Origin of the sequence: Chitinophaga sp. LS1, assembly GCF_034274695.1 — a bacterium.
Taxonomy (GTDB): Bacteria; Bacteroidota; Bacteroidia; order Chitinophagales; family Chitinophagaceae; genus Chitinophaga.
The window spans coordinates 5,776,227-5,798,582 of sequence record NZ_CP128362.1; the positions used below are offsets into that span (position 1 = coordinate 5,776,227).

The window sequence follows — 22,356 nt, forward strand, 5'->3', positions numbered from 1 at the left end:
GATTTTCATCAGAACGGATAATGTGTAAGGCCTGGTAATCCTGCCGGGCCTTTAATTTCCCGTATTCCCCAATGAAGAATACTGTAAAGTGTTATGCAAAATCTCTCTTCTAAATTCCCGCAATCATTAATAAAATTCCACTAATAAATTTTGTATTCTCCATTTATTCTCTAATTTTGTCCCACAGCATTCCATTTTAACGTTTATCTGTCAGTGAATTACTTAACCCATTTTTTAATCCAAAATGTACCTATGTCATAATTTTTACGCATCGAGAACGCATTGATACCCATTCTGATTTAAGAATACCTATGTTCGTATTCCCAATCACAACTGTTTAAATAACAAGTTGAAATTACTATACCTTATATTATTCTTCCTCACGGCAGGGAGCCTGGTAACCTATGCTCAATTACAACGTAGCACCAGCCTTCCCGGAGCCCCAGGTAAAGGACCCATAGTTGCATTCCCCCGCGGTATTAAGCAATCTTCCGGCGAAGTGTCTTATATAATGGCTACTGACACCGGCGGCAATGTTAACCTGGTACCCTTGTACGGTAATAAACACTATGATAGCACCACCCGGCCGCTACCACCCCGCAAGCCTTTCCTGAAGGTGCATGGGAATGTTATGTATGACTATTACTACCAATCCGGCGTTGATACCCCATATCAGCAAAAAAATATTTATCAGCATACTGTACAGACTTCCTTAGACCTCACTATCAGTGATCAATATCCCATACGTGTGAATTTTACCACTGCCAGAGGTAACTCTACGCTGTTTCGCAATATCACAGGTATTTTAAATGGTGCTACTGCAGTGAATAAATATGCAGAATTGAAGGCTTTTGCTGAGTCAGGTAGGGCAACCAGTGTTTATGGCATAATAGACAAAAAAATTGCTGATCAAATGTTGTATAGAAAATGGACTGGAGAGTTAATTGATGAGACAATATTACATCCATATACTACAAGAGTCTCTACAAATAAAGCAACAGGAGTAGAGTCTACAGTTTTTTATCAAGAAAATGGATCCTACGTAATAAGAGAAAATAATACTAATAAAATTATTCAAATTAGCGATAGGACAGTTCCTGATTGGATTCCTGATGATAATATTATTAATCCATATATTCCTAAAAAATAATTATAATGAATGAAGTCGAAATTTTTTTTCAAGAAAAAGCAATAAAGCGAGGTGGGGTTGTTTTATATTCAAAACAGGATACTTTGGACTTTATTAAAAAGTGTAAAGATTGCGACATTGGTATTCTTGGAATAGACGGATTCTATATAAAAGAGACAAATATTCAGCCAAGTTTGGACAATAGCATTGATTATTCAGCTGATTTATCAAATAATTCTATTTATGATTATGATAACGCATTGGAATTTGTTTCAAAACGTGATGACAATCTTTTTTTTGAAATAGTATGTGATTAACTGCAAGGCTTCGTCTCATAAATAATAATTGCTTCATTTTTTATAACGTGGTTGCTACATCGAAAGAATGATCACCAGTATAATTTCAAGCGATTATATAGGAGGATGAATGGATGTATAAGAGGTGATGATGTGAATAGCTTCAATTTTTATTAATGAACATGACAAATAAGGCACCTTATACCATAAGGTGCCTTATTTTATTTACTTAGCGGTCACATTATAGGATTTCTCACAGTTGTTTAATTGTATAAATGCTAAGGTTTTTACCATATTCCTAGGAGGAAATAGAGACATGGCCTTATTAGACTGGTTTAAAGAGATAGTGGTTATAAACGAGAGTTATTATCCCCTCATATTCTAATTATTACCAGGGAAAGCTTGTGGCTCCGGGAACGGGAAATAAGAAGTTAGCAGATTTTTCCAATGATTCATGGAACATTGCAGCAGCTACATTAGTGTATTTACGTGCGTTACAAAATAGTCCGGATCCTGAAGTAAGGCGAAGATTTGAGGTGCTGAATAGTAGTCCTAGATATGTTTTCAGCATTAAGTTTTTGTCCCAATGAAGGTTCTTCCAGTTACAAATTAAAAGTTAATGGAAACCCATACCAACTTGACTATAAAGGGAATTACAAAATATCAAGAAAAGAACTTTAGGAAATTCAAATACCGGAATTGTTAAAATTGAATTTGCATGGATGGGAGTGTATAACGATAGCATTTTCTTAGATGAAGATGATAATTTAGTATTGTATTTTTTCCATTTAAATGATAATAGTACAATGATGGATGTACAGAATGTAGATTTGGTAGCCATTCACCCAGGAAAAATGATAATGAAAGGTATTGTTATATTGGTAAGACAAAGGAATTATTCAAAAGAGTTCATTATTCCGAATCAGGTTTTTCACCGATGCTAATAAAGTTTTTTAGTCTTGGTAATGGCATCAATTTATAATGGCAATTAAACAACTTCATATAGTAAAACTGATTGATGATGCTCAATACAAGAACCGTAACAAAGACGGGGAAAAAGGATTTACCCGGAACCTTAAACTCCCATTCAAAGAACTCATAGTACTTATAAGCCGAGGTATGATGCGATCAATTCAGCGTGAGCTTAACGATTTTTTTGGAAAGATTCTGGATCTGGATTATAGTATGATGATATACTTCTTAAAACATGTGAAAGTATTAGAACTGGTAGAAAGTTTCCTAGGAACCATAAAGTCAAGAAGCCTGCAATGGAATACAAATAACAAAAGCCGTCTCTGAATAATAAGAGACGGCTTTTACCGTAATTAAGGAAATGAAATCAAAATTGAATATTCGCCTCTTTTAAAGGGTTGTCCTGTTTATCTGAATAGAAATTCACAGATAACAAATTTTGACCGATTACTAAATATCTGACAAATACAAGGTCATTTGGCCTTTTTTCATCATAATAGAACACATGTGAAAGAGCTGCGGGATGTGTTTCTATATAATACACCCCTTTAAATTTATACCCACAAATCTCTTTCGGAATTTTAGCTAATTCTTCAAGGTGACACCAATTTGTCCGCAGTATTGTCTTTTCACCCCTGCAGAGAGTTTTCCTTTTTTAGGATTACCACTTTCATCAATTATCAAACAGGTATCGTCTTCCAGTCCACTCTGTTGTAAAAGATGCCAGAAATCTAATGTTATCCTATCCATCAACTTTGAATAACACCACTTTCCAATGGTTATAAAGTGATGTAAGCATTGCTGACTGGTATTTTGAAGCTCCTCTGCCATCACCTGGCAATTACGTCGTCGACTAACCATTAACCCCTTCAAATAAGAAGCTGCATTTGATGTTCCGTCTTTTGTCTTGCTCTTAAAGTAAAATGTAAAGCTGAGAAGAAATTGTAACAACCGACTCTCTACGAGCCGGAAATTGTTTATTTTCGACTCATATTTTTGTTTATTAATAAAGCCCGTTCGGTTTCTACTGTTTGGGCTCTTCTTTTGGGATATTGCAAATGTATGCAAAACCCGCTTCCGTGCAAAGTTTCGACTATAATATGTAAAGAACTATAATTTGACTAAACAGAGTTAAAATTTATTTTTAATGATAGAGGTCACAGCAAGAAAGTAAATAAATAAAATTAATTTTATGAAATATTTTGGTGTTGACGTCTATGATGCAACGTTTATTTCTCCATTTGTTTTAGATGAAAATCAATCTCTCGAATCTCAGGATTTTCTGTTAGATAGTGAGATTGGAGGTTTGGATTTTCTTTTTAGACAATATGAGTTTTTCCTCACTATTGCTTGGTATGGAGACAAAGATGATCTGTTTAATGAGAATAATGTGTTTGTAATTAGGATCTATGAGCCAGTTAATTTTGAAGGGCGTAAAACTTTTTTTAAAAAGATAGCCAGAACTGATTTTGGAGAACTTAAAAAACTACTACATGAAGCTGTTGAATTTATGGAGAAAATGAAGACAATGAGTGATAAAGATATCCAGGAATTTCCAGATTTGAATTATTGGAGTATACGGTGAATGTTTTAAGAGTGTAGTATCATACCAATAAGAAGAGGTTGCGTCTCAAGATATGATGCAACCTCTTCTTATTGATTCTGATTAACCCAATTGAGGTGTTTTTAAGATATAGTGGCAGAAATCAAAGCACCAAAGTTCAGTTTTGCACAAAAGTTCAATCAAATAACTTCAGTTTAACTTTATACTATAGTTGAATCGTAGCCGTTCATTCGCTTATCGTCAACACTATATTAGTGGTTGCGTTTTTTATTTTGTCTGTTGAAATTTTATTGCCCATTCATTCATTTGTTCAAGCAGGGGTTTCATTGTTAAGCCGCCTGTTGTCAAACTATATTCAACTGTTATTGGAACAGTATTAAATGTTTGTCGGTTTACAATTCCTGCGGCTTCTAAATCTTTCAATTCTTTGATGAGCATTTTGGCTGAAATACCTTCTATTTCCCGTTCCAATTCCTTAAACCGTTTTTTACCAAAATACAGTATGGAAAGAATGTGCAATTTCCATTTTCCACCCAAAACCTGCAAGATGAATTGTAATGATTCAAAATTGTTCACACATTTTTCCATGTTTATCTTCGTTTTATTTATCTGATTTCTAATAATAGTAACTTTTTGGTTATTAGTATACTTTATTGTAACTACTTGCAAAAGTATACCATTGGGTTTACATTTACAATTCAAAACGAAAAATTATGTTGAAAGGAAGAACAATTTTAATTACAGGCGGTGGGTCGGGAATTGGCGAAACACTTACAAACAAGTTGTCAAACGATAACAAAATTATCATTTGCGGAAGGAATGAAGATAAACTGAAAAAGGTTGCCGCTGCAAATACGAATGTGTCATATTTTGTTGCTGATGTTTCTGTCGCCAACGAAATTGACGAACTTTTTAAAAGAATAAAAACAGACGGAATTGTTTTAGATGTTTTGTTCAATAACGCAGGTGTCGTTGAGCAATGGGACATTACAAAATCGGCCTTGTCATCTGCTCAGATTTTTGAAAAGATAAATACAAACTTGTCTGGTGCTATCGCTATTACACAACAATTTGTAGGTCAGGCAAACAAGTCAGTAAGCAACGTAATTGTAAATATTACTTCTACTATTGCAATTTTTCCTTTTCCTGTTTTAGGTTTGTATTCTACGTCTAAATCAGGGTTAAGTATATTTACAAAAATGATAAGACAACAACTGAAAGGTACAAATTTCAAAGTTGTTGAAATTCTTCCGTCTCAGGTTGAAACTGAAATGCCTAAAAAATTAGGATTTACGTCAAGAGGTATGAATGTGCAGGATTTTGCAAACAAAACGATTAACGCAATCAACAAAGGTAAAACAGAATACTCAGCTGACCCGAATGTTCCTATGCTTAAATTATTCAATAGACTTTTACCGAAAAGTAGCGTGTTGAATATGGCTGATAAAATCAGTAAAAAAATATTGAAAAGTATTGCAGTCTGATGGTTGGGGAGAAACCTTTTGGGTGAAAGGGGGAACCATCATTGATTCTTTGAAAAAATATGATATGAATAATATTGGAGAATTGGTAAAGAAGAATATTTGTTTACCAGGATAATAAGCTTAGGTGCCTATTTAAAAGGCTGAGGATATTATTGATTTTTAATACTTTCCCAAAAAGAATAAACTTTTATTTTGCTCCGTAGGAAATAATGTATGACGAAGTAGTCGGATTTTTAGTTGGGCAGCTCTGCACACTGTACTTCCCATTGCAGTAAATTACCGTTATTTCAATCATTATTAACCTTTCGAAAAAAGCCTATGTTTAACCCATTAGTCATTCCATACTTGGTGACGACCGATTGCATATGCAGCCGTGGCCGAGTATACCGAAGACCCGAAGATGCAATCGCCTCGTATTGTTAGTAATCCATTTATTAACGATGTATCGCATCTTCCATGAACACTCACTTTAATTTATACATACAACTTCCTGCCTTCTGGAAACTTAGAATGGCAGACAAAAACATCAAACCTCATCATGTTATATTGTACCTCAACCTCTTGTTGAAATGGCATGAACAGCATGACAACCCCGTTCTCCACATCAAGTCATATGAAATGATGGATGAAACTAATCTTGGTTCCCGGAGAACGTATTTCCGTTATATGAGAGAACTCCTTGAATGGGGTTACATCAATGGATACCGCAAAGGAACCAACGGAGCGATAGTAGAGATGAAATTCCTACACCTGCCTGCTGACGAACAGATTGTATCCTAACCCCGTACAAAGAGTTAGTAGCAGGAGATGAGGATGTTGAAGTGTATGATAACGTCTAAAGTCCAAGGTTGCTTCCAGGTGGTACTGGAAGCAACCTTTTATTAAATTGGCCATAGTATATTATAAGCTGAGAGGGAGGATAATTAAATAAAATTTACTATTTTGTTATGTAATGTTCGATTATGAAAAACTTGTCTCAACGTCTCTTATCTATCGATGCCTTCCGTGCCATCACCATGCTGGCTATGATCTTCGTCAACGATGTCAGTGGGGTATCTAACATCCCTGCCTGGATAGAACATACCAAAGCTGCAGATGATGGAATGGGGTTTGCTGATACAGTATTCCCTGCCTTTTTATTTATTGTCGGGTTGTCGATCCCATTTGCCATTGGAAAGCGGATCGCGAAGCAGGAGTCATTTATCAAAACAGAAACACATATTTTAACCCGTTCACTGGCCCTGATCGTGATTGGCTTTTTTCATGTGAACCTGGAAAGTTATAATCGCGAAGCGGCCATCCTGCCATATGCAATATGGGAGATATTGATCACTGTAGGATTCTTTCTGATCTGGCTGGATTATAAGAAGAAACAATACCTGTTGCAGGGATTAGGAATTGCATTACTCATAGCCATGGCTGCCTTGTACAAAGGGGAAGGCGGTCAATGGATGCGGCCATCCTGGTGGGGAATATTAGGTATTATAGGCTGGGCTTACCTGGTGAGTGCGACGGTCTTTTTATTGGCGAAGGGGAAATTTCCTGCATTAATAGTATTGCTGGCCGTTTTTTTAGGGATCAATTTTGCAAAGCATAGCGGGGTGTTATTAGTGGATATACCTGTAATAGGAGACGCGTCTTCCATTACATTGATCATGGCCGGCGTAGTCATTTCCAGTATCCCTAAAAAATCAATTCCCCTGTTAATTGGAATAGGTGTAGCGGCTATAGTGATTGGTTTGATCGTACGACCTTATACAGAAGGGATTTCAAAGATCAGGTCTACACCTTCATGGGTATTGATATGTGCGGGTATCAGCACGGTTGTATTTGCAATTATGATCTGGTTAGTAGATCTGAAAGGTAAGATGCACTGGTTTTCGTTTATCAAACCTGCTGGAACCAGTACATTGACCTGTTATCTTATTCCATACCTGTTATATTCACTGATGTTATTGGTACATTTTCATTTTCCTGCATTCTTAAGTAATGGAATAGGTGGGATCTTAAGAAGTATTGCAATAGCCTTTATGGTGATCTGGATTGTGGGCAGAATGGAAAAGATCCATCTCCGGCTCAAGATATAAACTGTTCCCCTGAGCGATACTTAAAATATAACCATCTGTGAAGTGAATACATAATTCTTGTTTTTCTGTGGCCGGTAACAATTGGTGCACTCATTTGTAAACGTCGCGTTCCTGCCATAGGGCTTCAAACCGGCACCTTTCCATCTGGCCCATCCCCAGCCTAATGTAAAAAAGAAACCCCTGATCCGGACAAATCAGGGGTTGGTATAGACATTAATGATGAAGTGGATTCGGGAAAACTGCAATTGAAGTCATCATGCAATATTTTATTCCGCCTTTAAACTATGCACCGGGTTGGCCAGCGCCGCCTTTATCACCCTGAAACTAATCGTCAGCAAAGTAATACCAATTGCCACCAGCGCGGCAATCACAAACACCATCCAGCCAATATTTGTACGGTATGAGAAGTCCTGCAACCAGCGGTTCATCAGCACATAAGAAAGCGGTGTTGCAATCAGTATCGCCACAATCACCAGCCTTAAGAACTCTTTTGACAACAGCGTCACAATACCTGAAATACTAGCTCCCAATACCTTGCGGATACCAATTTCCTTGGCCCGTTGTTCCGCCGCATAAGTCACTAAACCAAATACACCCATGGCCGCAATAATGATCGCCAGTACTGCAAAGATGGTGAATACCTGGCCGGTACGCTCTTCCGCTTTATACATGTGATCAAAGTCATCATCCATAAAGGTATATCTGAAAGGTTGCCCTGACATATCCTGCTGGTTCTGGTATTTATCTTTGATCTGTGCCACTACCCCGGTAAGGTCATTGCTCTTAATACGGACTGCCATATATTGACGATACTCACCCAATCTGAAAATCAATGGTGGAATCTTGCTCTTCATTGTCCCTGCATTGAAATCTTTTACTATGCCAATCACATGGAACTGACCTTCATTATACAAATACCTGTCTTTGAGATCTTCATATCCTAATACCTTTGCGGCCGTTTCATTCAGCAACACCGCATTGGTATCACTCGCCATCTGTGGAGAGAAATTTCTTCCACCTACCACCTGCATATCCATGGTCGGAATATAATCGGCATCCACCATCCACTCCACCAGCGCCATTAACTTGCCATCCCCCGCCATCGGCGTTTTTGAATAAGAATTGGTATTTCTGAATTCAGACGTAGGCAGTGAGCTGGTAATGGTCGCATTCACAACCCCCGGAATCTGTTTTACCTCCTGCTGAAAACTCTTTGCATGGTTCCATAGCGCGCCTATATTCTGTAATACCAGCACCTGCTCCCTGTTATAACCGGTATTGCTGTTGCGGATAAACTGTAATTGTTTGAAAATAACCAGTGTACCCACCAGCATTAATATCGTAGCGGTAAACTGAAATACCACCAGGCCGTTACGCAGCCAGCTACCTTTCATCCCTTTGGAGTACTTACCTTTCAACACTTGCACAGGCTCAAAAGAAGAGAGGAAGAAAGCAGGATAACTCCCCGCCAGTAACCCCACCACCAAACAGGTGACAATAAGCCCCGGCATTATCCAGGTGAGATGGGTCCAGTGTAGGCTGATGGATTTATCTGAAAGGTTATTGAGATAAGGTAATAAAGCAGCGGCGATGATCACAGCTATCAACAAAGCAAAAAATGCTGTTAAGACAGACTCGCTGATAAACTGAAAAACCAGGTGACGTTTCTCAGAACCTAATACCTTGCGTACCCCAACTTCACGGGCCCTGCCTGCAGAACGGGCCGTACTCAGGTTCATAAAGTTCACACAGGCGATGAGTAAGATCAATACACCCGTAATGATAAAGATGTACACGTAGGTGATGTTACCGCCTGGTTCCGCTTCGTCATTATTCGTAGAGCGGAGGTGAATATCTTTCAACGCAATGGCATTGTAGCGGAAGTAACCACCATGTTTTTCCAGCTGGGCGAAATTCTCTCCCAGGTAACTCATAAGACCTGGTTCCATATATCGCTTAGTACCTTCATTGATGATCTGTTGTATCCGGGAGGCAGACACACCCGGTTTTGCCAGTATATAGGTCGTATAACTATTGCTGAGCCATCTGTCCATCATATCATCTGTGCGGTGACCCATAGAACGGATTATATCAAAATGAAGATGAGACTGGGTAGGCGTATTCCGGATCACCCCGGTGATAGTATAAAAGGTCGTATTATCCATTTTCAGGGTCTTTCCCAGTACATCGGTACTTTGGAAGTACTTACGTGCCATCCGTTCGGAGATAACGAGCGTATTGGGCTGTGAGAGTGCTGTAGCCGGATCGCCCACAATGAATGGTAATGAAAAGATCTTAAAAACGCCAGGATCTGCAAAGCTGGTATTTTCCTCAATGAGGGTTTCTTCTCCCTCTGCTTTTTTAACCAGTGCCTTACCCTGGTTGTCAAACCGCACGAATTCCTCTATCTGTGGGAAATCCCTTTTCAGGGAAGGCCCAAATGCTGCAGGCGTACTTCTTTCATGAAAGATAGTGCCATTGATCAGGAAGTCCGCATCCAGGCGATAGATCCTGTCTGCATTTGCATTGAATTTATCATAACTCAGTTCATCCGTCACGAAGAGAGTGATGAGCAGACAGGTAGCAAGTCCGATAGCCAGGCCAAAAATGGTGATGGCAGAAAAGCCTTTATGCTTCCATAGGTTCCGGAGGGCGATCTTTAAATAATTCTTCAGCATGCAGATCTTTATTTGTTCAGGTGGCGTACTAAGAAAATGCCAAAATTAAAGTGAGTTGTAAATCAATACATTGTGATAAATGTTCGGGCGTAAGTGTCCGCTTTTGGTACGAATGATGTACGGTTTTGATTATCTTCCCCCCGAAATTTAAATTATGATACTGGATACACTGGCACAATACTCAAGGTATGCGTTTTTAGGGCCAAAGTTCGCCCGTGCGTTTGAATATTTACTCTCTACTGATTTCAGTAAAGTAGAGAAAGGGAAGTACGAGATAGATGGGAAAGACATTTTTGCGATCGTGAATGAATATGACACGGTGGATGCTGCGGGAGAACAGATGGAATCGCATAGAAAGTATATCGATATTCAATACATGGTAAAAGGGGAGGAGCTGGTAGGCCATGATTTCATGCAGCGTCATCAGCCCTCAAAGGCGTATGATGCGGAGGCGGATTATATGTTGTTTGCAGAAAAACCGATGTTCTTTTCTGTATTGAAAGAGGGAATGTTTGCTATATTTTTCCCCACCGACCTGCATATGCCGAATATAAAGATTGACCAGCCGGTAGCGGTGAGGAAGGTAGTGATTAAGATTAGTGTGGATGCCCCTCTTCGCAAAGATCGTATGTTAGCTGAGTAGAGTAGGTCTTAACCCCCATCCTTTTGTACACATCAAAACCACCTGCACGATCCCCGTGATGATGGGTGGCAATCACCATTAATACAGGCAGATGATGCCTGCGCAGAATGCTGTCGCTGAGCGGCCTTATCTGGGTCGTATCCCATGGGGTATCAATGATGACGGCACCTTTGGCGGTTAGCAGGTACATACCGGTAGCGGGGTACTGTGCACCGTCATTTTCATGCCAGGTAACGTAGGTATACACGTGTCCGCTGAGGTGTTGGATCTGAAGCCCCTTTTGTGCGAACACGCAACACGAAAAAATACAGTAGAGTAGTAGGTGGAATGATCTTTTCATGTACTGTAAATGTAGTTTTATTTGCGTGTTAACTTCTCATTAACTCGTTCGTGAGAATAGATAGTCTACTTTTAACACCTGTAGTATCAATAATTCATTTGTCATGGATAAACAAGCTATCTCAGAACTTGCTGCCGGTGCTGTTAATGCCCTTAGTGCTAATCTGAAAGTAGGTGGCGCAATAGAAACTCCTTTGTCAAGATGGATTAGTAGCAGACTTTCTGCAACAATTATAGCCGCGCTTCGAAAATCTCCGACTGACCAGACCATACAGGAAGGTGCAGAACAGGAACTGGTAGCCTTGTTAACAGCGCAGCCTGCATTAATTCAACAACTCTCCGGCCTGATGCGGATGGCGCACAATGGAATTGTGATGCCGCAGGATGGCAAAAACTAATTTTCTTATCTAACAGCACAAGATGTCGATACCTTCTTTAATAACCACTGCCCCTACTGAAGATTTATTCGAAGGAAGGAGGACTGACCTGGATGCGATCAATACTTTCGCAGGTATTTCGAACCGGGTGGTCTGTATTAGTGGTTTGGCGGGTATTGGGAAAACGGCTTTACTGAAGCAGTTTTTTAATGCGGCGATCCGGCGGCTCAATTTGATGGGGCAGCCGTATTATCAGCATGCACTGTGGCTGGAAAATGATTTCAAAGTACTCATGGATACCTGGCAGCTGACCAGTGTACATGATGTGTTGCTGAAACTGGTGAATATGGGGGGCGATAAGTTGTTGTGTATGGACAATGCACCTGCTGATCCCGCACTACTGGCTTACCTGACGGAGCATAAATGGACGGTGATCGTTACCTCGCGGGAGCGGATAAAGGAAACCATTCCGTATGAGCTGCAGGAAGTGAATATTGATGATGCTATCCGGATATTTGCTTTGTATAATGGGCTGGATCCTGATTCATTAAATATTTATGAGACGGAGATGATCAGTGATATTGTATGCCGGTTATTGCAACACACGCTGGCGTTGGAGATTACGGGTAAGTGTTCGGGAGAGAAGGGGTGGAGCTTGCATGAAATCAACCAGATATTAAAAGAGAATGGTTTGAACATACCCAGACTGGCGGATATTAGTCGCCAGTTGACAGATACCAAAGTGAAGGCCATGTTTGCGCAACTGGCTGTAGTTTTCCCCGTGGGAGCAGAAATGGCTTTTTGAACTGGATAAAGTTGTTTGAGTAACCGGCTATAAATTCTCACATCAAATAATACAGGACTGATACGCTTTTGGAGTAATACCTTCCAACTGTTTGAACACCCTTACGAAATAATTTACATCACTGAATCCACATTGTTTACTGACAGTATTTAAATTTTGCGAGGGCTGCGACAGTAGCTGTTTTGCCAGTTTCACTCTTTCCCTGGTTATATATTCCAACGGTGTAATACCGAATTGTTCCCGGAACCATTTAAAAAAGAGATTTCTGCTCAGGTAAGCTTTACGACTCAGGGCATCTACGGCGATTTTTTCTGTAAGGTGTTCCTGTATATAATGGAGCACATATTGCATCCTGTTCTGATTATTCGAGCTGTGAAGCGATGAATTCGATTGTTCCAGGTGCTGACTTTGAATCAACCGGATCAGCAATTCTTTCAGGTGCAGGTCAGCGTAAATGTTTTTGGCCTTGTCACCACTACTGCATACGCTAATGAGCTTATTGATCAGCGCTGTGATTTGATCATCGTTTTCGAAGTGGTATTTATTAAAGGTGAGTTGCCAGTTGGTTTTATCGTCTCCTATATTGTAATAAGAGTGAAGGTATTCAATGGTGTCCCTGAGGTACGCGTCGTCTACGGCGAGTGCAATGCATTGTGTAGGATTGTCAAGACTCGCTTCGGGAAAGTCGATGATCATAGTTTCGTTGGGAGGTACGATCACAGTTTCGCCTGGAAGGTAGTGAAACGAGGGACGGTCCATCAGGTGCATCACTTTGTGACCTCGCACCATAGAGGTGATAACGAGGTCGTGGAAGGTGAGGGGCACGTGTTGAGCCTGCTCATAGCTTTCGAAGATGTTCAGCTCACAATTTTTGAGATTAAAGATCCTTCTGTTTTCTACCAAAGTATGGAGCTCGCGCGACGAGGAAAGTGCAACGTGGTTTAAATGATTTTTAACCTGCATGATAAAATCATTTTTGTTAGTACTATAAGTAAGTTAAGCTATTTTTTCTGGAAGAATATGTTAAAGCTTTTGCCGGATTGGTTTACTCCGATAGGTAGCCTTTTTAATATCCTTTTTAATAAAGTACAATCGTGCTATAAATAAGTACAAAAATCTCCCCCTGTCAATCCCATATGCCTGATATTAGCAATATTAATTCACGAAATAAATTCCACCGTATGAGCAACACAGTCGCCGTGGCTCCAACACCAAACGTGGCGGAACGCCCTGCTTTTAAATCGAAATACGATCATTTTATCAATGGAGAATGGGTAGCACCCTCGAGCGGAGAATACTTTGATAATATCTCTCCGATAGATGGCAAACCCTTTACACAGGCGGCCCGTGGCAATGCCCAGGATATTGACAAAGCTATCGACGCCGCACATAAAGCATTTGAAACCTGGGGCAGAACAGCCGCAGCGTATCGCAGTAATTTATTACTTAAGATCGCCCAGATCGTTGAAGACAATCTCGACTACCTTGCTACCGTAGAAACCATTGACAATGGTAAACCTATTCGCGAAACCAAGGCAGCTGACCTGCCACTGGTGGTAGACCACTTCAGGTACTTTGCAGGGGTGATCAGGAGTGAAGAAGGCTCGCTCAGTGAACATGATGAGACTACGGTAAGTATCAACCTGCACGAACCAATCGGTGTAGTCGGACAAATTATCCCCTGGAATTTCCCGCTGCTGATGGCTGCCTGGAAAATAGCCCCCGCATTGGCTGCAGGTTGTTGTGTAGTGGTAAAACCAGCGGAACAGACACCTACCTGTATCATGGTCCTGATGGAATTAGTCGGACATGTACTGCCAAAAGGAGTGTTGAATGTGGTAACCGGTTTTGGGGTAGAAGCAGGTAAACCACTGGCTTCCTCTCCAAAGATTAACAAGGTGGCCTTTACAGGAGAAACGACCACGGGGCGTCTGATCATGCAGTATGCATCAGAAAACCTGATTCCGGTAACGATGGAACTGGGGGGCAAGAGTCCGAATATCTTCTTTGAAAGCGTGATGGATGCAGATGATGATTTCCTGGACAAAGCGGTGGAAGGTGCGGTCATGTTTGCACTGAACCAGGGCGAAGTCTGTACCTGCCCCAGCCGTATCCTGGTGCATGAACATATTTACGATGCCTTTATTAAGAAAGTAGTAGAACGTACCAAGGCGATTAAGATGGGAAACCCGCTGGATCCGACCGTGATGATGGGGGCCCAGGCCAGTGAAGACCAGTATCAGAAGATCCTGAGCTATCTGGATATCGGCAAACAGGAAGGCGCGGAAGTGCTGGCAGGTGGAGATGCATATAAACAGAACGGTGGTCTGGAAAACGGCTATTACATTCAGCCTACTTTGCTGAAAGGAAATAATAAGATGCGCGTATTCCAGGAAGAGATTTTTGGCCCGGTAAGCTGCATCACTACTTTCAAAACAACGGAGGAAGCGATTGCGATCGCCAATGATTCATTATACGGATTAGGTGCCGGTGTATGGACCCGCGACGCGCATGAGCTGTACCAGGTGCCAAGAGCAATACAGGCAGGCCGTGTTTGGGTGAACTGTTACCATGCTTACCCGGCGCATGCACCATTCGGTGGATACAAGAAGTCTGGTTTTGGTCGTGAAACGCATAAGATGATGCTGAATCACTATCGTCAGACCAAAAATATGCTCATTTCTTATAGCAAGCAAAAACTAGGATTTTTTTAAATAGGGATCATGTGGACAAGAGGGCTGCTGCCCGGATGGGAGCAGCCCTTAATCTATTATCTGATTTTATAATGATAGCAAGAATTCTGGCCACACCGGCCGCAATAGAACTGATTGAGAAGCTTAGGCAACAGCATGGGCCGCTGATGTTTCATCAGAGTGGTGGGTGTTGTGACGGGTCTCAGCCTATGTGCTTTCCGGAGGGAGAGTTTAAGGTGGGACAGTCAGATGTATTATTGGGGAACGTTGCCGGCTGTAATTTTTATATGGGTGGTGATCAGTTTGAATATTGGAAACATACGCAGCTCACACTGGATGTAATTGCTGGCAGGGGAAGTAGTTTTTCGCTGGAGATACCTTTGGGCGTAAGGTTTCATATACGGTCAAGGGTGTTTACAGAGGATGAAATAAAGGCATTGGCTAATTGATCTCATTTTGCATTGTTCGTTTTATACAACAATACGCCGGTGGCCGCCAGCAGGGTGAACCCGGCATTGAATGCGATGTGAGCCGGGTAAGACATTTTGCCTAATATCCCTCCACAGGAGCAGGGGATATTTGTATAAAAGAAATACAGCGTACTCAGGTACAACGTGAACAATAACATGGCAAAGAAAGAGAGAAATAACCCAGATTTGCGCGTAGCAGCAAAACTCAGTAAGGCTACTATTAAAAACTCAATTCCTAAAACTCCCGGACCTAATAATTGTTTGTCATATTTTACTAAGAGGGGAGACTTACTCATATCGGCTAGAAAGAGGCCGTAGTCCATTGCTTTTACAACAGCAGCGTACATAAATAGTAAACCTAGTAAACTTACGATGGTGATGACAGCGTATTCTTTTTTCATTGATCAGACAGTTTGAATCGTAAAATGGGTCTATTATAAGCAGCGATGAGGGGGCGCTGTATTTTAGTAATAGTAATTATTTCTTTTTCATTGATCAGACAGTTTAAATCGTAAGATGGTTCTCTCATAAGCAGCGATGAGGGTATCACCGCATTTAGCCATCTGCAACACAGGTTTATTCTGGAATCCCGGCAGGCGGAAGCTGCCTGTATACTTACCGTCAGCAATATTGTAAACATCTACCGCAGGCCCCCTGTAATCACTTTTGATGGCATCCTGAGAGAGCACATAAGAGAGAACATACAAATGTGCTGCATCGGCAGTAGCCGTAGAATTGATAATGATCGCTTTTGGGGAGCGGGAATAAATATTGCCGGTTGGCACCGCGATATTGATAGGTGGTGATTGATCGATGGTTTGGAAAGATTGTGAAACACCTTTTGAAACATCATACTTTATAATATCACTATTATAAAATGAAACATAAAACTGGTACCGGGCATCATTCACAAAGAAGCCATCGGCAGATAAACCACCATCTTCAAAGTGCGTGAATTCCCGGATGGTGCTATCCTTAAAATGTAGCTGAGTACCTTTTCGTGTCAGGAAAGCAGCTATGCCTGTACTGTCGATCTGTTTGTTTGCCGGTTGATAGAGGGTAATATGTTCCTGTGTTTCATCAAACAAATAAAACGTCTTCCCATCCTCCGAAATTTCTATTCTCGTAACAATAGATAATGGCTTTACACCATCGTTAAAAAAAGTATCCAGCTGCTGACTTACTGTATTATATCTGAAGACGGCTTTCTGGCTATATACATACCCGTAGATGTCATTGCCGTTAGCCCTCATAATACTCACCCTGCCAGGAAACGCAATGGTATCAATCGTTTCCAGCTGATAATGATTGTACATCCGGCTGACACCTGCAACAATTCTATCCGGTTCGGCACCACGTACGAGTATATACATAATGATAAATGCACTGCAAAAGAGTGCGGATAAGATCCAAAGATTTCTTTTCATAAAATAGAATAGGTAGTAAGAGGGTGTTGCTCACACCCTCTTAACAAACAGCATAAATGAGTGTGAAACGTAGATCAGGGGCAGATCTGAGTTTTGATACCCCACGCACCGCTGGAATTACAGGTCAGGTCGGGTTCACAATGGCAGTATGCTGCTCTTTTGGACTGGCCCGCCTTTACGGCAACAGCAATAGTGGTGCCTGCAGCAAGCACTAACAGAAGAAACGCTAACTTTTTCATCGTTTTCGATTTGTGTTTATGATTATTGGTATGAGAAATGAAAAATTACAGGGTTTATGTGGTTGACATTTGATGAAAGGGTTTAGAATGAAAATTACAGGGTTTTAGTAATTGACATTTGATGAAAAGGTTTAGAATGAAAATTACAGGGTTTTAGTAATTGACATTTGATAAAAGGTTTAGAATAAAAAGTAAAGGGTTTTATGACTGACAATTTATTTTTAAAATGTTAAAACTACATGAATAGCTTCCATTCCAGGTAGTCGTTTCTGATGATAGAAATTTAGATATTAATAATAATTACAGGGCTTCTCTGCTATCTGGGCTCACAATATGTTTTTTATAGTATACTCAATCTAGGAAAGTTTTTTGAGAGTAACAATAATTTTGTGAGTATTATTTTTATTCAAAACAAAAATGTTTTTCCCTGAAACGCGTTATATTTAATAGACGAAATCAGCTATTCGATAGACAGAACGGGCGGATGAGCCGTAACCCCGTTCCATTATTTACACAGAATTTCCCAAATCTGGAATTATTGAGCAGACAGAGCACTAGATAAATCACTGAAAATTAATGGTTTGCCTTAATTGGCATGTGCTATGCATTTACTATAGTACGTTGCTTTTTTCATAAACTTACTAGGAGATCATACGCAGCATTTGGACTATCAGCCTTCAGCTTGCCAGCAGGCTGTAACCCTTATGATGCAATTGTGGTCTCCTATTTTTTTTCCTTAAATTGTGAGCGTCCTTTCCCCTGATACTTAAAAATTTTTAAGTTATGAACAGTTATGGTGTATTGATACTGGGAGCAGGAAATTCTTCCCGCCTGGGACAGCCAAAGCAACTATTGCGCTACCAGGGCAGGACCCTGATCCGGCAAATGGGTGAAGAGGCCATTGCAGCGGTAGATGCGCCTGTGATGGTGGTGACCGGGGCCAATGCGGATCTTGTGGAAGAGGCACTGCGTGAGCTTCCCATTGAGGTGGTGGAAAATGATCATTGGGAAGAAGGGATGAGTAGTTCTATTGGTATTGGTGTGACAGAATTGCAATTGTTGCATCCGGAGCTTTCCAATATTATCATTATGGTTTGTGATCAGCCGTTTGTAAATGCCGGTTTGCTCAGGCAGCTAATTCAGCACCAGATAGTAACTGGGAAGGGGATTGTAGGAGCTACCTATGAAAATACTATTGGTACCCCGGTGTTATTTGGGAGCGATTATTTTCCTGCTTTAAAGGAACTGAATGGTCAGGATGGGATACGGCAGATTTTGCGGCAGTCAACGGGGGATATTGCGATTGTATCTTTTCCTTTGGGAGCATTGGATATTGATACTGCGGAAGATTATCAGCAATTGCTAAAACGGTAGATAAGGTTTCTTTTGCTATAGAAGTCTGAATATTGATAGCGCTGCCAGCAACCAGCAATTACTAAAACGGTAGATAAGGTTTCTTTTGCTATCGAAGTCTGAATATTGATAGCGCTGCCAGTAACCAGCAATTACTAAAACGGTAGATAAGGTTTCTTTTGCTATAGAAGTTTGAAAATTGATAGCGCTGCCAGCAACCAGCAATTACTAAAACGGTAGATAAATATGAGAACCATTTGCTTCCTCTTTGCATTTTTTTTCCTCCAACAATTAAAAGCACAAACCATTCAGGTCACTGGTGAAGTCACCAAAAAACTAAACCTGACAAAAGATGATCTTGCAAAGATGAACAGGACCACCGTTACTGCCAAAGACAAAGACGGCAAGGACCATACCTACAAAGGCGTGGCTGTAGCCGAGATCTTAACCCAGGCTGGTGTAACTACCGGCGCCCAGCTGCGGGGCGCAAACCTTTCTAAATATTTATTGGTGACATGCGCAGACGGATATGCTGTGGTGTTTTCTCTTGCTGAACTGGATGCAGCCTTCAATGATAAGGTCGTAATTCTGGCGGATGAAAGCGATGGTCAACCGCTGCCTGTAGACAAAGGGCCATGGCGCATTGTTGTACCCGGCGAAAAGAAACCGGCGAGAAGTTGCTACAGGGTAACAAGATTAAATGTAGGCTTTGCAAAATAGTTGCTACCCACCCCAACCCCCATTTTTCCAAAATAATTACTGGATTTCCAATCACTTATTACCCCAAAATCCCAATTTTCCCCGCCCACCCCAAATAGATAGGTCGTTTAGATACTATTATTCCCTTCGCTGATACTATCCTCTCATATATGCTAAATCGAATAACTAAAAAACTGTTAATATTTGTTAATTTCTAATATAAGTGGTTGCTAATGCAAATAATATAATATATTGAAAAGTAACTATTTGCATTAAAATTTAATGGATATGAACCTTGTTAACAATCATTTTGATGATAAGAAGTAGTATTATTTTGCTTGTTTTGAATAGAAGAGGTTGTAACTTTGCGTCGCTTTTCCGATCGAACGAAATGTGAAGACTGATGGAAAAGTAACAGGAGGCGATCTACCCCTGTTTATATATAATAATCAAACACGTTTACTGATTAACTAACGATAGCCTCGTTAAAAGGGGCAGGGCAATTTATTGCCTGAAAAGTTAAATGTTAATTTAAACAGATAAAAACTCATGAAGATGAAAGTTTTATTCCTGATGGGCCTTCTTGGTGCTGCGTTTTTGCAGGTAAATGCGCAGTCTCTGTTGAACAATCCGATTGGCGAAAAATTGAGCAGTGGTGTACTGGAAGAAACCTATTTATCAAAAAAGATTTCCGCTTTTAACAAGGTACGTGCTGACTATCCAAATAGTGATACCGGTTTGAATACGGCGTTGTATGACCAGGCCAGGTATTCTATCGCTATCAGCATGGCAGAAGCACAGCAACCAGTGAAAGTAAAGGAGATGATTAAATCTATGACCTCCAAAGGCTACAAAAACGCTGCAACTACCGGCGCTGCTATAAAGCTGGCTGATGCAGGTCTGTTCGACGATGCACTGGCATTGTTAAAGCCTAACATGGACACCATGGAATTCATCCAGAAACAAGGTGATTCACAGGCGTTTAACCCTGATTTTATTGCTAACTATACCAATTATACAATTGCGAAAGCTAAAGTGCTGAACAAAAAAGGTGCGTACAGGGAAGCCCTCGAGCTTGTAAAACCACTGTATGAGCAGCACGATCCTAGTTCCTTCACCCGTGTACAGGAACCATACATCATGGCACTGTCCGGTATGGGTAAGAAAGCAGAAGCTTTTGAACTCATCAAGCATGCAATGTTGAAATCTTCCAGCACAGTTGCACTGAGAGACGTGGCGAAGGAAATCTACCTGGACATGTATGGTGACGAAGGTGAATATGCTATGTTCGTAGATTCTACCAGCGGTGTGGCTAAACGTCGTATGAAGGAGTCTATCGCTTCTAAACTGATGGAAAGACCAGCTCCTGACTTCGTACTCACCGACGTTAAAGGCCGTGAAGTTACGCTGAATAGCTTCAAAGGTAAAGTAGTGATGCTGGACTTCTGGTCTACCTGGTGTACACCTTGTAAGAAATCTTTCCCTGTAATGCAGAAAGTATTTAACAAGTTCAGACACGACACCAGCGTTGTATTCCTGTTCGTTCATAGCTTCGAAACAGAAAGAGATCCTAAAAAGGCAACTTCTGAAGCAGCTAAATACATGATGGAAAACAACTATCCTTTCAGAGCCCTGATGGACCTGAGAAGTACTACCGACAGCCGCGTGGCTAAATTGTTTGAAGTGAACGGTCTGCCTTCTAAATTTATCATCGACGGTAAGGGTAACATCCGCTTCTCACTGAGCGACCTGGATGAAGATGATGATGTGGAAGCAGAAGAAATCGTACAGATGATTGGTATGGCTGAAAAGGGAATGCAAAGCGTACTATAAGATTTGAATAAGTAGTTTGATTGTAAAGGGGGACCGTCTCAAAACTGAGACGGTCTTTTTATTTTTGTTAATATTGATAAATGGTGAACGTTATATCGGTGCATTTGTACATCTTACAGTTTTTACCCCCGTGGGCATGGTAATTGTGCGATTTGGACAATTATAAATGAGCTACACCATGTTAACTATTTCCAAATATCTGGGCGATGATGCCGCCTCCTTACTGGAACACATTTGCGGAAAGATCACCGCACAGGATATTGTCCACCCCGGCAACTGGCAGCAGATCTTCATTGAAAGTAACCGGCCTGCCCCGGTGCTAAATAGCCTGGCGCGTATTTATGGGCATGGGCGATTGGCCAATACCGGGTATGTGAGTATCCTGCCGGTAGATCAGGGCATCGAGCATACTGCCGCTTATTCATTTTATAAGAACCCAATTTACTTTGATCCGGAGAATATTGTAAGACTCGCGATTGAAGCGGAGTGTAATGCTGTCGCTTCTACCATCGGGGCACTGGCCCTGCATGCACGCAAGTATGCCCACAAGATCCCTTATATCGTAAAGCTGAATCATAATGAGCTGTTGACCTACCCTACCAAGTATGATCAGGTGCTTTTTGGCAGCGTGCGCGAAGCGTGGAATATGGGGGCAGCTGCCGTAGGCGCCACCATTTACTTTGGATCCGAACAGAGCGACCGGCAGATTGAGGAAATCGCAGCTGCTTTTGAGGAGGCTCATGCATTGGGGATGGCTACTATTCTTTGGTGTTATACCCGGAATGCTACCTTTAAAACCCCGGAAAGAGATTATCATACCGCTGCGGATCTCACAGGTCAGGCGAACCATATTGGGGTGACCATACAGGCGGATATTATTAAACAGAAATTGCCGGACACTAATTTTGGGTTCAGGGATTTGAAGTTTGGTGTATTCAATGATGCGATGTATGAGGCGCTGACAACCGCGCATCCGATAGATCTGTGTCGTTTCCAGGTGGCTAACTGTTATATGGGTAAGATTGGGCTCATTAACTCTGGTGGTGGATCTGCAGGTGAGTCGGATATAGCAGAAGCAATTAAGACAGCAGTTATCAATAAACGGGCTGGAGGTACTGGCCTTATTATGGGTCGGAAAGCTTTTCAGCGACCTTTTGCTGAAGGGGTGGAACTGATTCAAAATGTACAGGACGTGTACCTGGATAAGAGTGTTACGATTGCCTGAATGCTGAATGTTGTGCACAATGCCAGCGCAATTACCTGATTTC

At 41.0% G+C, this 22,356-nt stretch carries 24 protein-coding genes; 16 read left to right on the plus strand and 8 right to left on the minus strand.

What is annotated here, in order from left to right; genetic code table 11:
• The first annotated feature begins 511 nt into the window (after positions 1–511).
• Both QQL36_RS23885 and QQL36_RS23890 read left to right on the plus strand, forming a co-directional pair.
• Entirely contained in the window at positions 512–1,150 is a 639-nt protein-coding gene (locus QQL36_RS23885) for a colicin E5-related ribonuclease (protein ID WP_321567020.1), read from the plus strand.
• Positions 1,151–1,155: 5 nt separating this feature from the next.
• Complete coding sequence (locus QQL36_RS23890) at positions 1,156–1,446, plus strand: hypothetical protein (protein ID WP_083727528.1); 291 nt, start codon at positions 1,156–1,158, stop codon at positions 1,444–1,446.
• A gap of 1,536 nt (positions 1,447–2,982) precedes the next feature.
• Here the strand turns inward: QQL36_RS23890 and QQL36_RS23895 are convergent.
• A complete protein-coding gene (locus QQL36_RS23895) occupies positions 2,983–3,465 on the minus strand; it encodes a transposase (RefSeq protein ID WP_321567021.1) in 483 nt (160 codons plus the stop codon).
• Between the two features lie 124 nt (positions 3,466–3,589).
• Here QQL36_RS23895 and QQL36_RS23900 point away from each other — a divergent pair, with 124 nt between their 5' ends.
• A complete protein-coding gene (locus tag QQL36_RS23900) occupies positions 3,590–3,982 on the plus strand; it encodes a hypothetical protein (RefSeq protein WP_143709100.1) in 393 nt (130 codons plus the stop codon).
• 246 nt (positions 3,983–4,228) lie between these two features.
• Here QQL36_RS23900 and QQL36_RS23905 read toward each other — a convergent pair whose 3' ends face one another.
• Positions 4,229–4,549, minus strand: coding sequence for a winged helix-turn-helix transcriptional regulator (locus QQL36_RS23905; protein WP_083729609.1), 321 nt, complete (start codon positions 4,547–4,549; stop codon positions 4,229–4,231).
• Between the two features lie 125 nt (positions 4,550–4,674).
• Here QQL36_RS23905 and QQL36_RS23910 point away from each other — a divergent pair, with 125 nt between their 5' ends.
• The 3 genes from QQL36_RS23910 to QQL36_RS23920 all read left to right on the plus strand — a co-directional run bounded on the left by QQL36_RS23910 (position 4,675) and on the right by QQL36_RS23920 (position 7,532).
• Positions 4,675–5,445 (plus strand): SDR family NAD(P)-dependent oxidoreductase, encoded by a 771-nt coding sequence (locus tag QQL36_RS23910; protein ID WP_321567022.1) that lies wholly within the window; start codon positions 4,675–4,677, stop codon positions 5,443–5,445.
• A gap of 456 nt (positions 5,446–5,901) precedes the next feature.
• On the plus strand, positions 5,902–6,225 hold the full coding sequence (locus QQL36_RS23915) for a hypothetical protein (RefSeq protein WP_179091322.1): 324 nt from the start codon (positions 5,902–5,904) through the stop codon (positions 6,223–6,225).
• A 182-nt stretch (positions 6,226–6,407) separates the two neighbouring features.
• Positions 6,408–7,532, plus strand: coding sequence for a DUF5009 domain-containing protein (locus tag QQL36_RS23920; RefSeq protein ID WP_321567023.1), 1,125 nt, complete (start codon positions 6,408–6,410; stop codon positions 7,530–7,532).
• A gap of 20 nt (positions 7,533–7,552) precedes the next feature.
• Here the strand turns inward: QQL36_RS23920 and QQL36_RS35765 are convergent, their stop codons facing one another.
• Both QQL36_RS35765 and QQL36_RS23925 read right to left on the minus strand, forming a co-directional pair.
• Positions 7,553–7,717, minus strand: coding sequence for a cytochrome P460 family protein (locus QQL36_RS35765; RefSeq protein WP_415751082.1), 165 nt, complete (start codon positions 7,715–7,717; stop codon positions 7,553–7,555).
• Positions 7,718–7,798: 81 nt separating this feature from the next.
• Positions 7,799–10,210: an FtsX-like permease family protein gene (locus QQL36_RS23925; protein WP_321567024.1), complete on the minus strand. Its 2,412-nt coding sequence runs from the start codon at positions 10,208–10,210 to the stop codon at positions 7,799–7,801.
• A 154-nt stretch (positions 10,211–10,364) separates the two neighbouring features.
• Between QQL36_RS23925 and QQL36_RS23930 the strand changes: the two genes are divergently transcribed.
• Positions 10,365–10,853: a YhcH/YjgK/YiaL family protein gene (locus QQL36_RS23930; protein ID WP_321567025.1), complete on the plus strand. Its 489-nt coding sequence runs from the start codon at positions 10,365–10,367 to the stop codon at positions 10,851–10,853.
• Here QQL36_RS23930 and QQL36_RS23935 read toward each other — a convergent pair.
• Positions 10,807–11,193, minus strand: coding sequence for an MBL fold metallo-hydrolase (locus QQL36_RS23935; RefSeq protein ID WP_321567026.1), 387 nt, complete (start codon positions 11,191–11,193; stop codon positions 10,807–10,809). The two genes, QQL36_RS23930 and QQL36_RS23935, sit on opposite strands and share 47 nt — an antisense overlap.
• A gap of 103 nt (positions 11,194–11,296) precedes the next feature.
• Here QQL36_RS23935 and QQL36_RS23940 point away from each other — a divergent pair, with 103 nt between their 5' ends.
• Positions 11,297–11,590, plus strand: a complete 294-nt coding sequence (locus QQL36_RS23940; protein WP_083729590.1) for a hypothetical protein — start codon at positions 11,297–11,299, stop codon at positions 11,588–11,590.
• 22 nt (positions 11,591–11,612) lie between these two features.
• Positions 11,613–12,374: a hypothetical protein gene (locus QQL36_RS23945; protein WP_321567027.1), complete on the plus strand. Its 762-nt coding sequence runs from the start codon at positions 11,613–11,615 to the stop codon at positions 12,372–12,374.
• Positions 12,375–12,416: 42 nt separating this feature from the next.
• Here QQL36_RS23945 and QQL36_RS23950 read toward each other — a convergent pair whose 3' ends face one another.
• On the minus strand, positions 12,417–13,337 hold the full coding sequence (locus tag QQL36_RS23950; RefSeq protein WP_321567028.1) for an AraC family transcriptional regulator: 921 nt from the start codon (positions 13,335–13,337) through the stop codon (positions 12,417–12,419).
• A 218-nt stretch (positions 13,338–13,555) separates the two neighbouring features.
• Here QQL36_RS23950 and QQL36_RS23955 point away from each other — a divergent pair, with 218 nt between their 5' ends.
• On the plus strand, positions 13,556–15,088 hold the full coding sequence (locus QQL36_RS23955; RefSeq protein WP_321567029.1) for an aldehyde dehydrogenase family protein: 1,533 nt from the start codon (positions 13,556–13,558) through the stop codon (positions 15,086–15,088).
• Positions 15,089–15,159: 71 nt separating this feature from the next.
• A complete protein-coding gene (locus QQL36_RS23960; RefSeq protein ID WP_321567030.1) occupies positions 15,160–15,516 on the plus strand; it encodes a DUF779 domain-containing protein in 357 nt (118 codons plus the stop codon).
• A 2-nt stretch (positions 15,517–15,518) separates the two neighbouring features.
• Here QQL36_RS23960 and QQL36_RS23965 read toward each other — a convergent pair whose 3' ends face one another.
• Both QQL36_RS23965 and QQL36_RS23970 read right to left on the minus strand, forming a co-directional pair.
• Entirely contained in the window at positions 15,519–15,938 is a 420-nt protein-coding gene (locus QQL36_RS23965) for a MauE/DoxX family redox-associated membrane protein (RefSeq protein ID WP_321567031.1), read from the minus strand.
• Positions 15,939–16,025: 87 nt separating this feature from the next.
• On the minus strand, positions 16,026–16,964 hold the full coding sequence (locus QQL36_RS23970; RefSeq protein WP_321567032.1) for a hypothetical protein: 939 nt from the start codon (positions 16,962–16,964) through the stop codon (positions 16,026–16,028).
• Between the two features lie 56 nt (positions 16,965–17,020).
• On the opposite strand from QQL36_RS23970, the gene QQL36_RS23975 reads away from it, so the two are divergent.
• From QQL36_RS23975 to QQL36_RS23995, 5 genes are all read left to right on the plus strand, one after another.
• The gene (locus QQL36_RS23975) at positions 17,021–17,179 is read left to right on the plus strand and encodes a hypothetical protein (RefSeq protein WP_321567033.1); all 159 of its coding nucleotides are present in this window, start codon (positions 17,021–17,023) and stop codon (positions 17,177–17,179) included.
• A gap of 807 nt (positions 17,180–17,986) precedes the next feature.
• Entirely contained in the window at positions 17,987–18,577 is a 591-nt protein-coding gene (locus QQL36_RS23980) for a nucleotidyltransferase family protein (RefSeq protein ID WP_321567034.1), read from the plus strand.
• A 225-nt stretch (positions 18,578–18,802) separates the two neighbouring features.
• On the plus strand, positions 18,803–19,276 hold the full coding sequence (locus QQL36_RS23985) for a molybdopterin-dependent oxidoreductase (RefSeq protein WP_321567035.1): 474 nt from the start codon (positions 18,803–18,805) through the stop codon (positions 19,274–19,276).
• A gap of 534 nt (positions 19,277–19,810) precedes the next feature.
• Positions 19,811–21,088, plus strand: coding sequence for a TlpA family protein disulfide reductase (locus QQL36_RS23990; RefSeq protein WP_179091320.1), 1,278 nt, complete (start codon positions 19,811–19,813; stop codon positions 21,086–21,088).
• A 178-nt stretch (positions 21,089–21,266) separates the two neighbouring features.
• The gene (locus QQL36_RS23995) at positions 21,267–22,313 is read left to right on the plus strand and encodes a class I fructose-bisphosphate aldolase (protein ID WP_321567036.1); all 1,047 of its coding nucleotides are present in this window, start codon (positions 21,267–21,269) and stop codon (positions 22,311–22,313) included.
• Positions 22,314–22,356: the final 43 nt, after the last annotated feature.

Coding starts and splice junctions, on each gene's coding strand:
- QQL36_RS23885 (WP_321567020.1), top strand. CDS start 512: ATGGCTACTGACACCGGCGGCAATGTTAACCTGGTACCCTTGTACGGT.
- QQL36_RS23890 (WP_083727528.1), top strand. CDS start 1,156: ATGAATGAAGTCGAAATTTTTTTTCAAGAAAAAGCAATAAAGCGAGGT.
- QQL36_RS23900 (WP_143709100.1), top strand. CDS start 3,590: ATGAAATATTTTGGTGTTGACGTCTATGATGCAACGTTTATTTCTCCA.
- QQL36_RS23905 (WP_083729609.1), bottom strand. CDS start 4,549: ATGGAAAAATGTGTGAACAATTTTGAATCATTACAATTCATCTTGCAG.
- QQL36_RS23910 (WP_321567022.1), top strand. CDS start 4,675: ATGTTGAAAGGAAGAACAATTTTAATTACAGGCGGTGGGTCGGGAATT.
- QQL36_RS23915 (WP_179091322.1), top strand. CDS start 5,902: ATGAACACTCACTTTAATTTATACATACAACTTCCTGCCTTCTGGAAA.
- QQL36_RS23920 (WP_321567023.1), top strand. CDS start 6,408: ATGAAAAACTTGTCTCAACGTCTCTTATCTATCGATGCCTTCCGTGCC.
- QQL36_RS23925 (WP_321567024.1), bottom strand. CDS start 10,210: ATGCTGAAGAATTATTTAAAGATCGCCCTCCGGAACCTATGGAAGCAT.
- QQL36_RS23930 (WP_321567025.1), top strand. CDS start 10,365: ATGATACTGGATACACTGGCACAATACTCAAGGTATGCGTTTTTAGGG.
- QQL36_RS23935 (WP_321567026.1), bottom strand. CDS start 11,193: ATGAAAAGATCATTCCACCTACTACTCTACTGTATTTTTTCGTGTTGC.
- QQL36_RS23940 (WP_083729590.1), top strand. CDS start 11,297: ATGGATAAACAAGCTATCTCAGAACTTGCTGCCGGTGCTGTTAATGCC.
- QQL36_RS23945 (WP_321567027.1), top strand. CDS start 11,613: ATGTCGATACCTTCTTTAATAACCACTGCCCCTACTGAAGATTTATTC.
- QQL36_RS23950 (WP_321567028.1), bottom strand. CDS start 13,337: ATGCAGGTTAAAAATCATTTAAACCACGTTGCACTTTCCTCGTCGCGC.
- QQL36_RS23955 (WP_321567029.1), top strand. CDS start 13,556: ATGAGCAACACAGTCGCCGTGGCTCCAACACCAAACGTGGCGGAACGC.
- QQL36_RS23960 (WP_321567030.1), top strand. CDS start 15,160: ATGATAGCAAGAATTCTGGCCACACCGGCCGCAATAGAACTGATTGAG.
- QQL36_RS23965 (WP_321567031.1), bottom strand. CDS start 15,938: ATGAAAAAAGAATACGCTGTCATCACCATCGTAAGTTTACTAGGTTTA.
- QQL36_RS23970 (WP_321567032.1), bottom strand. CDS start 16,964: ATGAAAAGAAATCTTTGGATCTTATCCGCACTCTTTTGCAGTGCATTT.
- QQL36_RS23975 (WP_321567033.1), top strand. CDS start 17,021: ATGAGTGTGAAACGTAGATCAGGGGCAGATCTGAGTTTTGATACCCCA.
- QQL36_RS23980 (WP_321567034.1), top strand. CDS start 17,987: ATGAACAGTTATGGTGTATTGATACTGGGAGCAGGAAATTCTTCCCGC.
- QQL36_RS23985 (WP_321567035.1), top strand. CDS start 18,803: ATGAGAACCATTTGCTTCCTCTTTGCATTTTTTTTCCTCCAACAATTA.
- QQL36_RS23990 (WP_179091320.1), top strand. CDS start 19,811: ATGAAAGTTTTATTCCTGATGGGCCTTCTTGGTGCTGCGTTTTTGCAG.
- QQL36_RS23995 (WP_321567036.1), top strand. CDS start 21,267: ATGTTAACTATTTCCAAATATCTGGGCGATGATGCCGCCTCCTTACTG.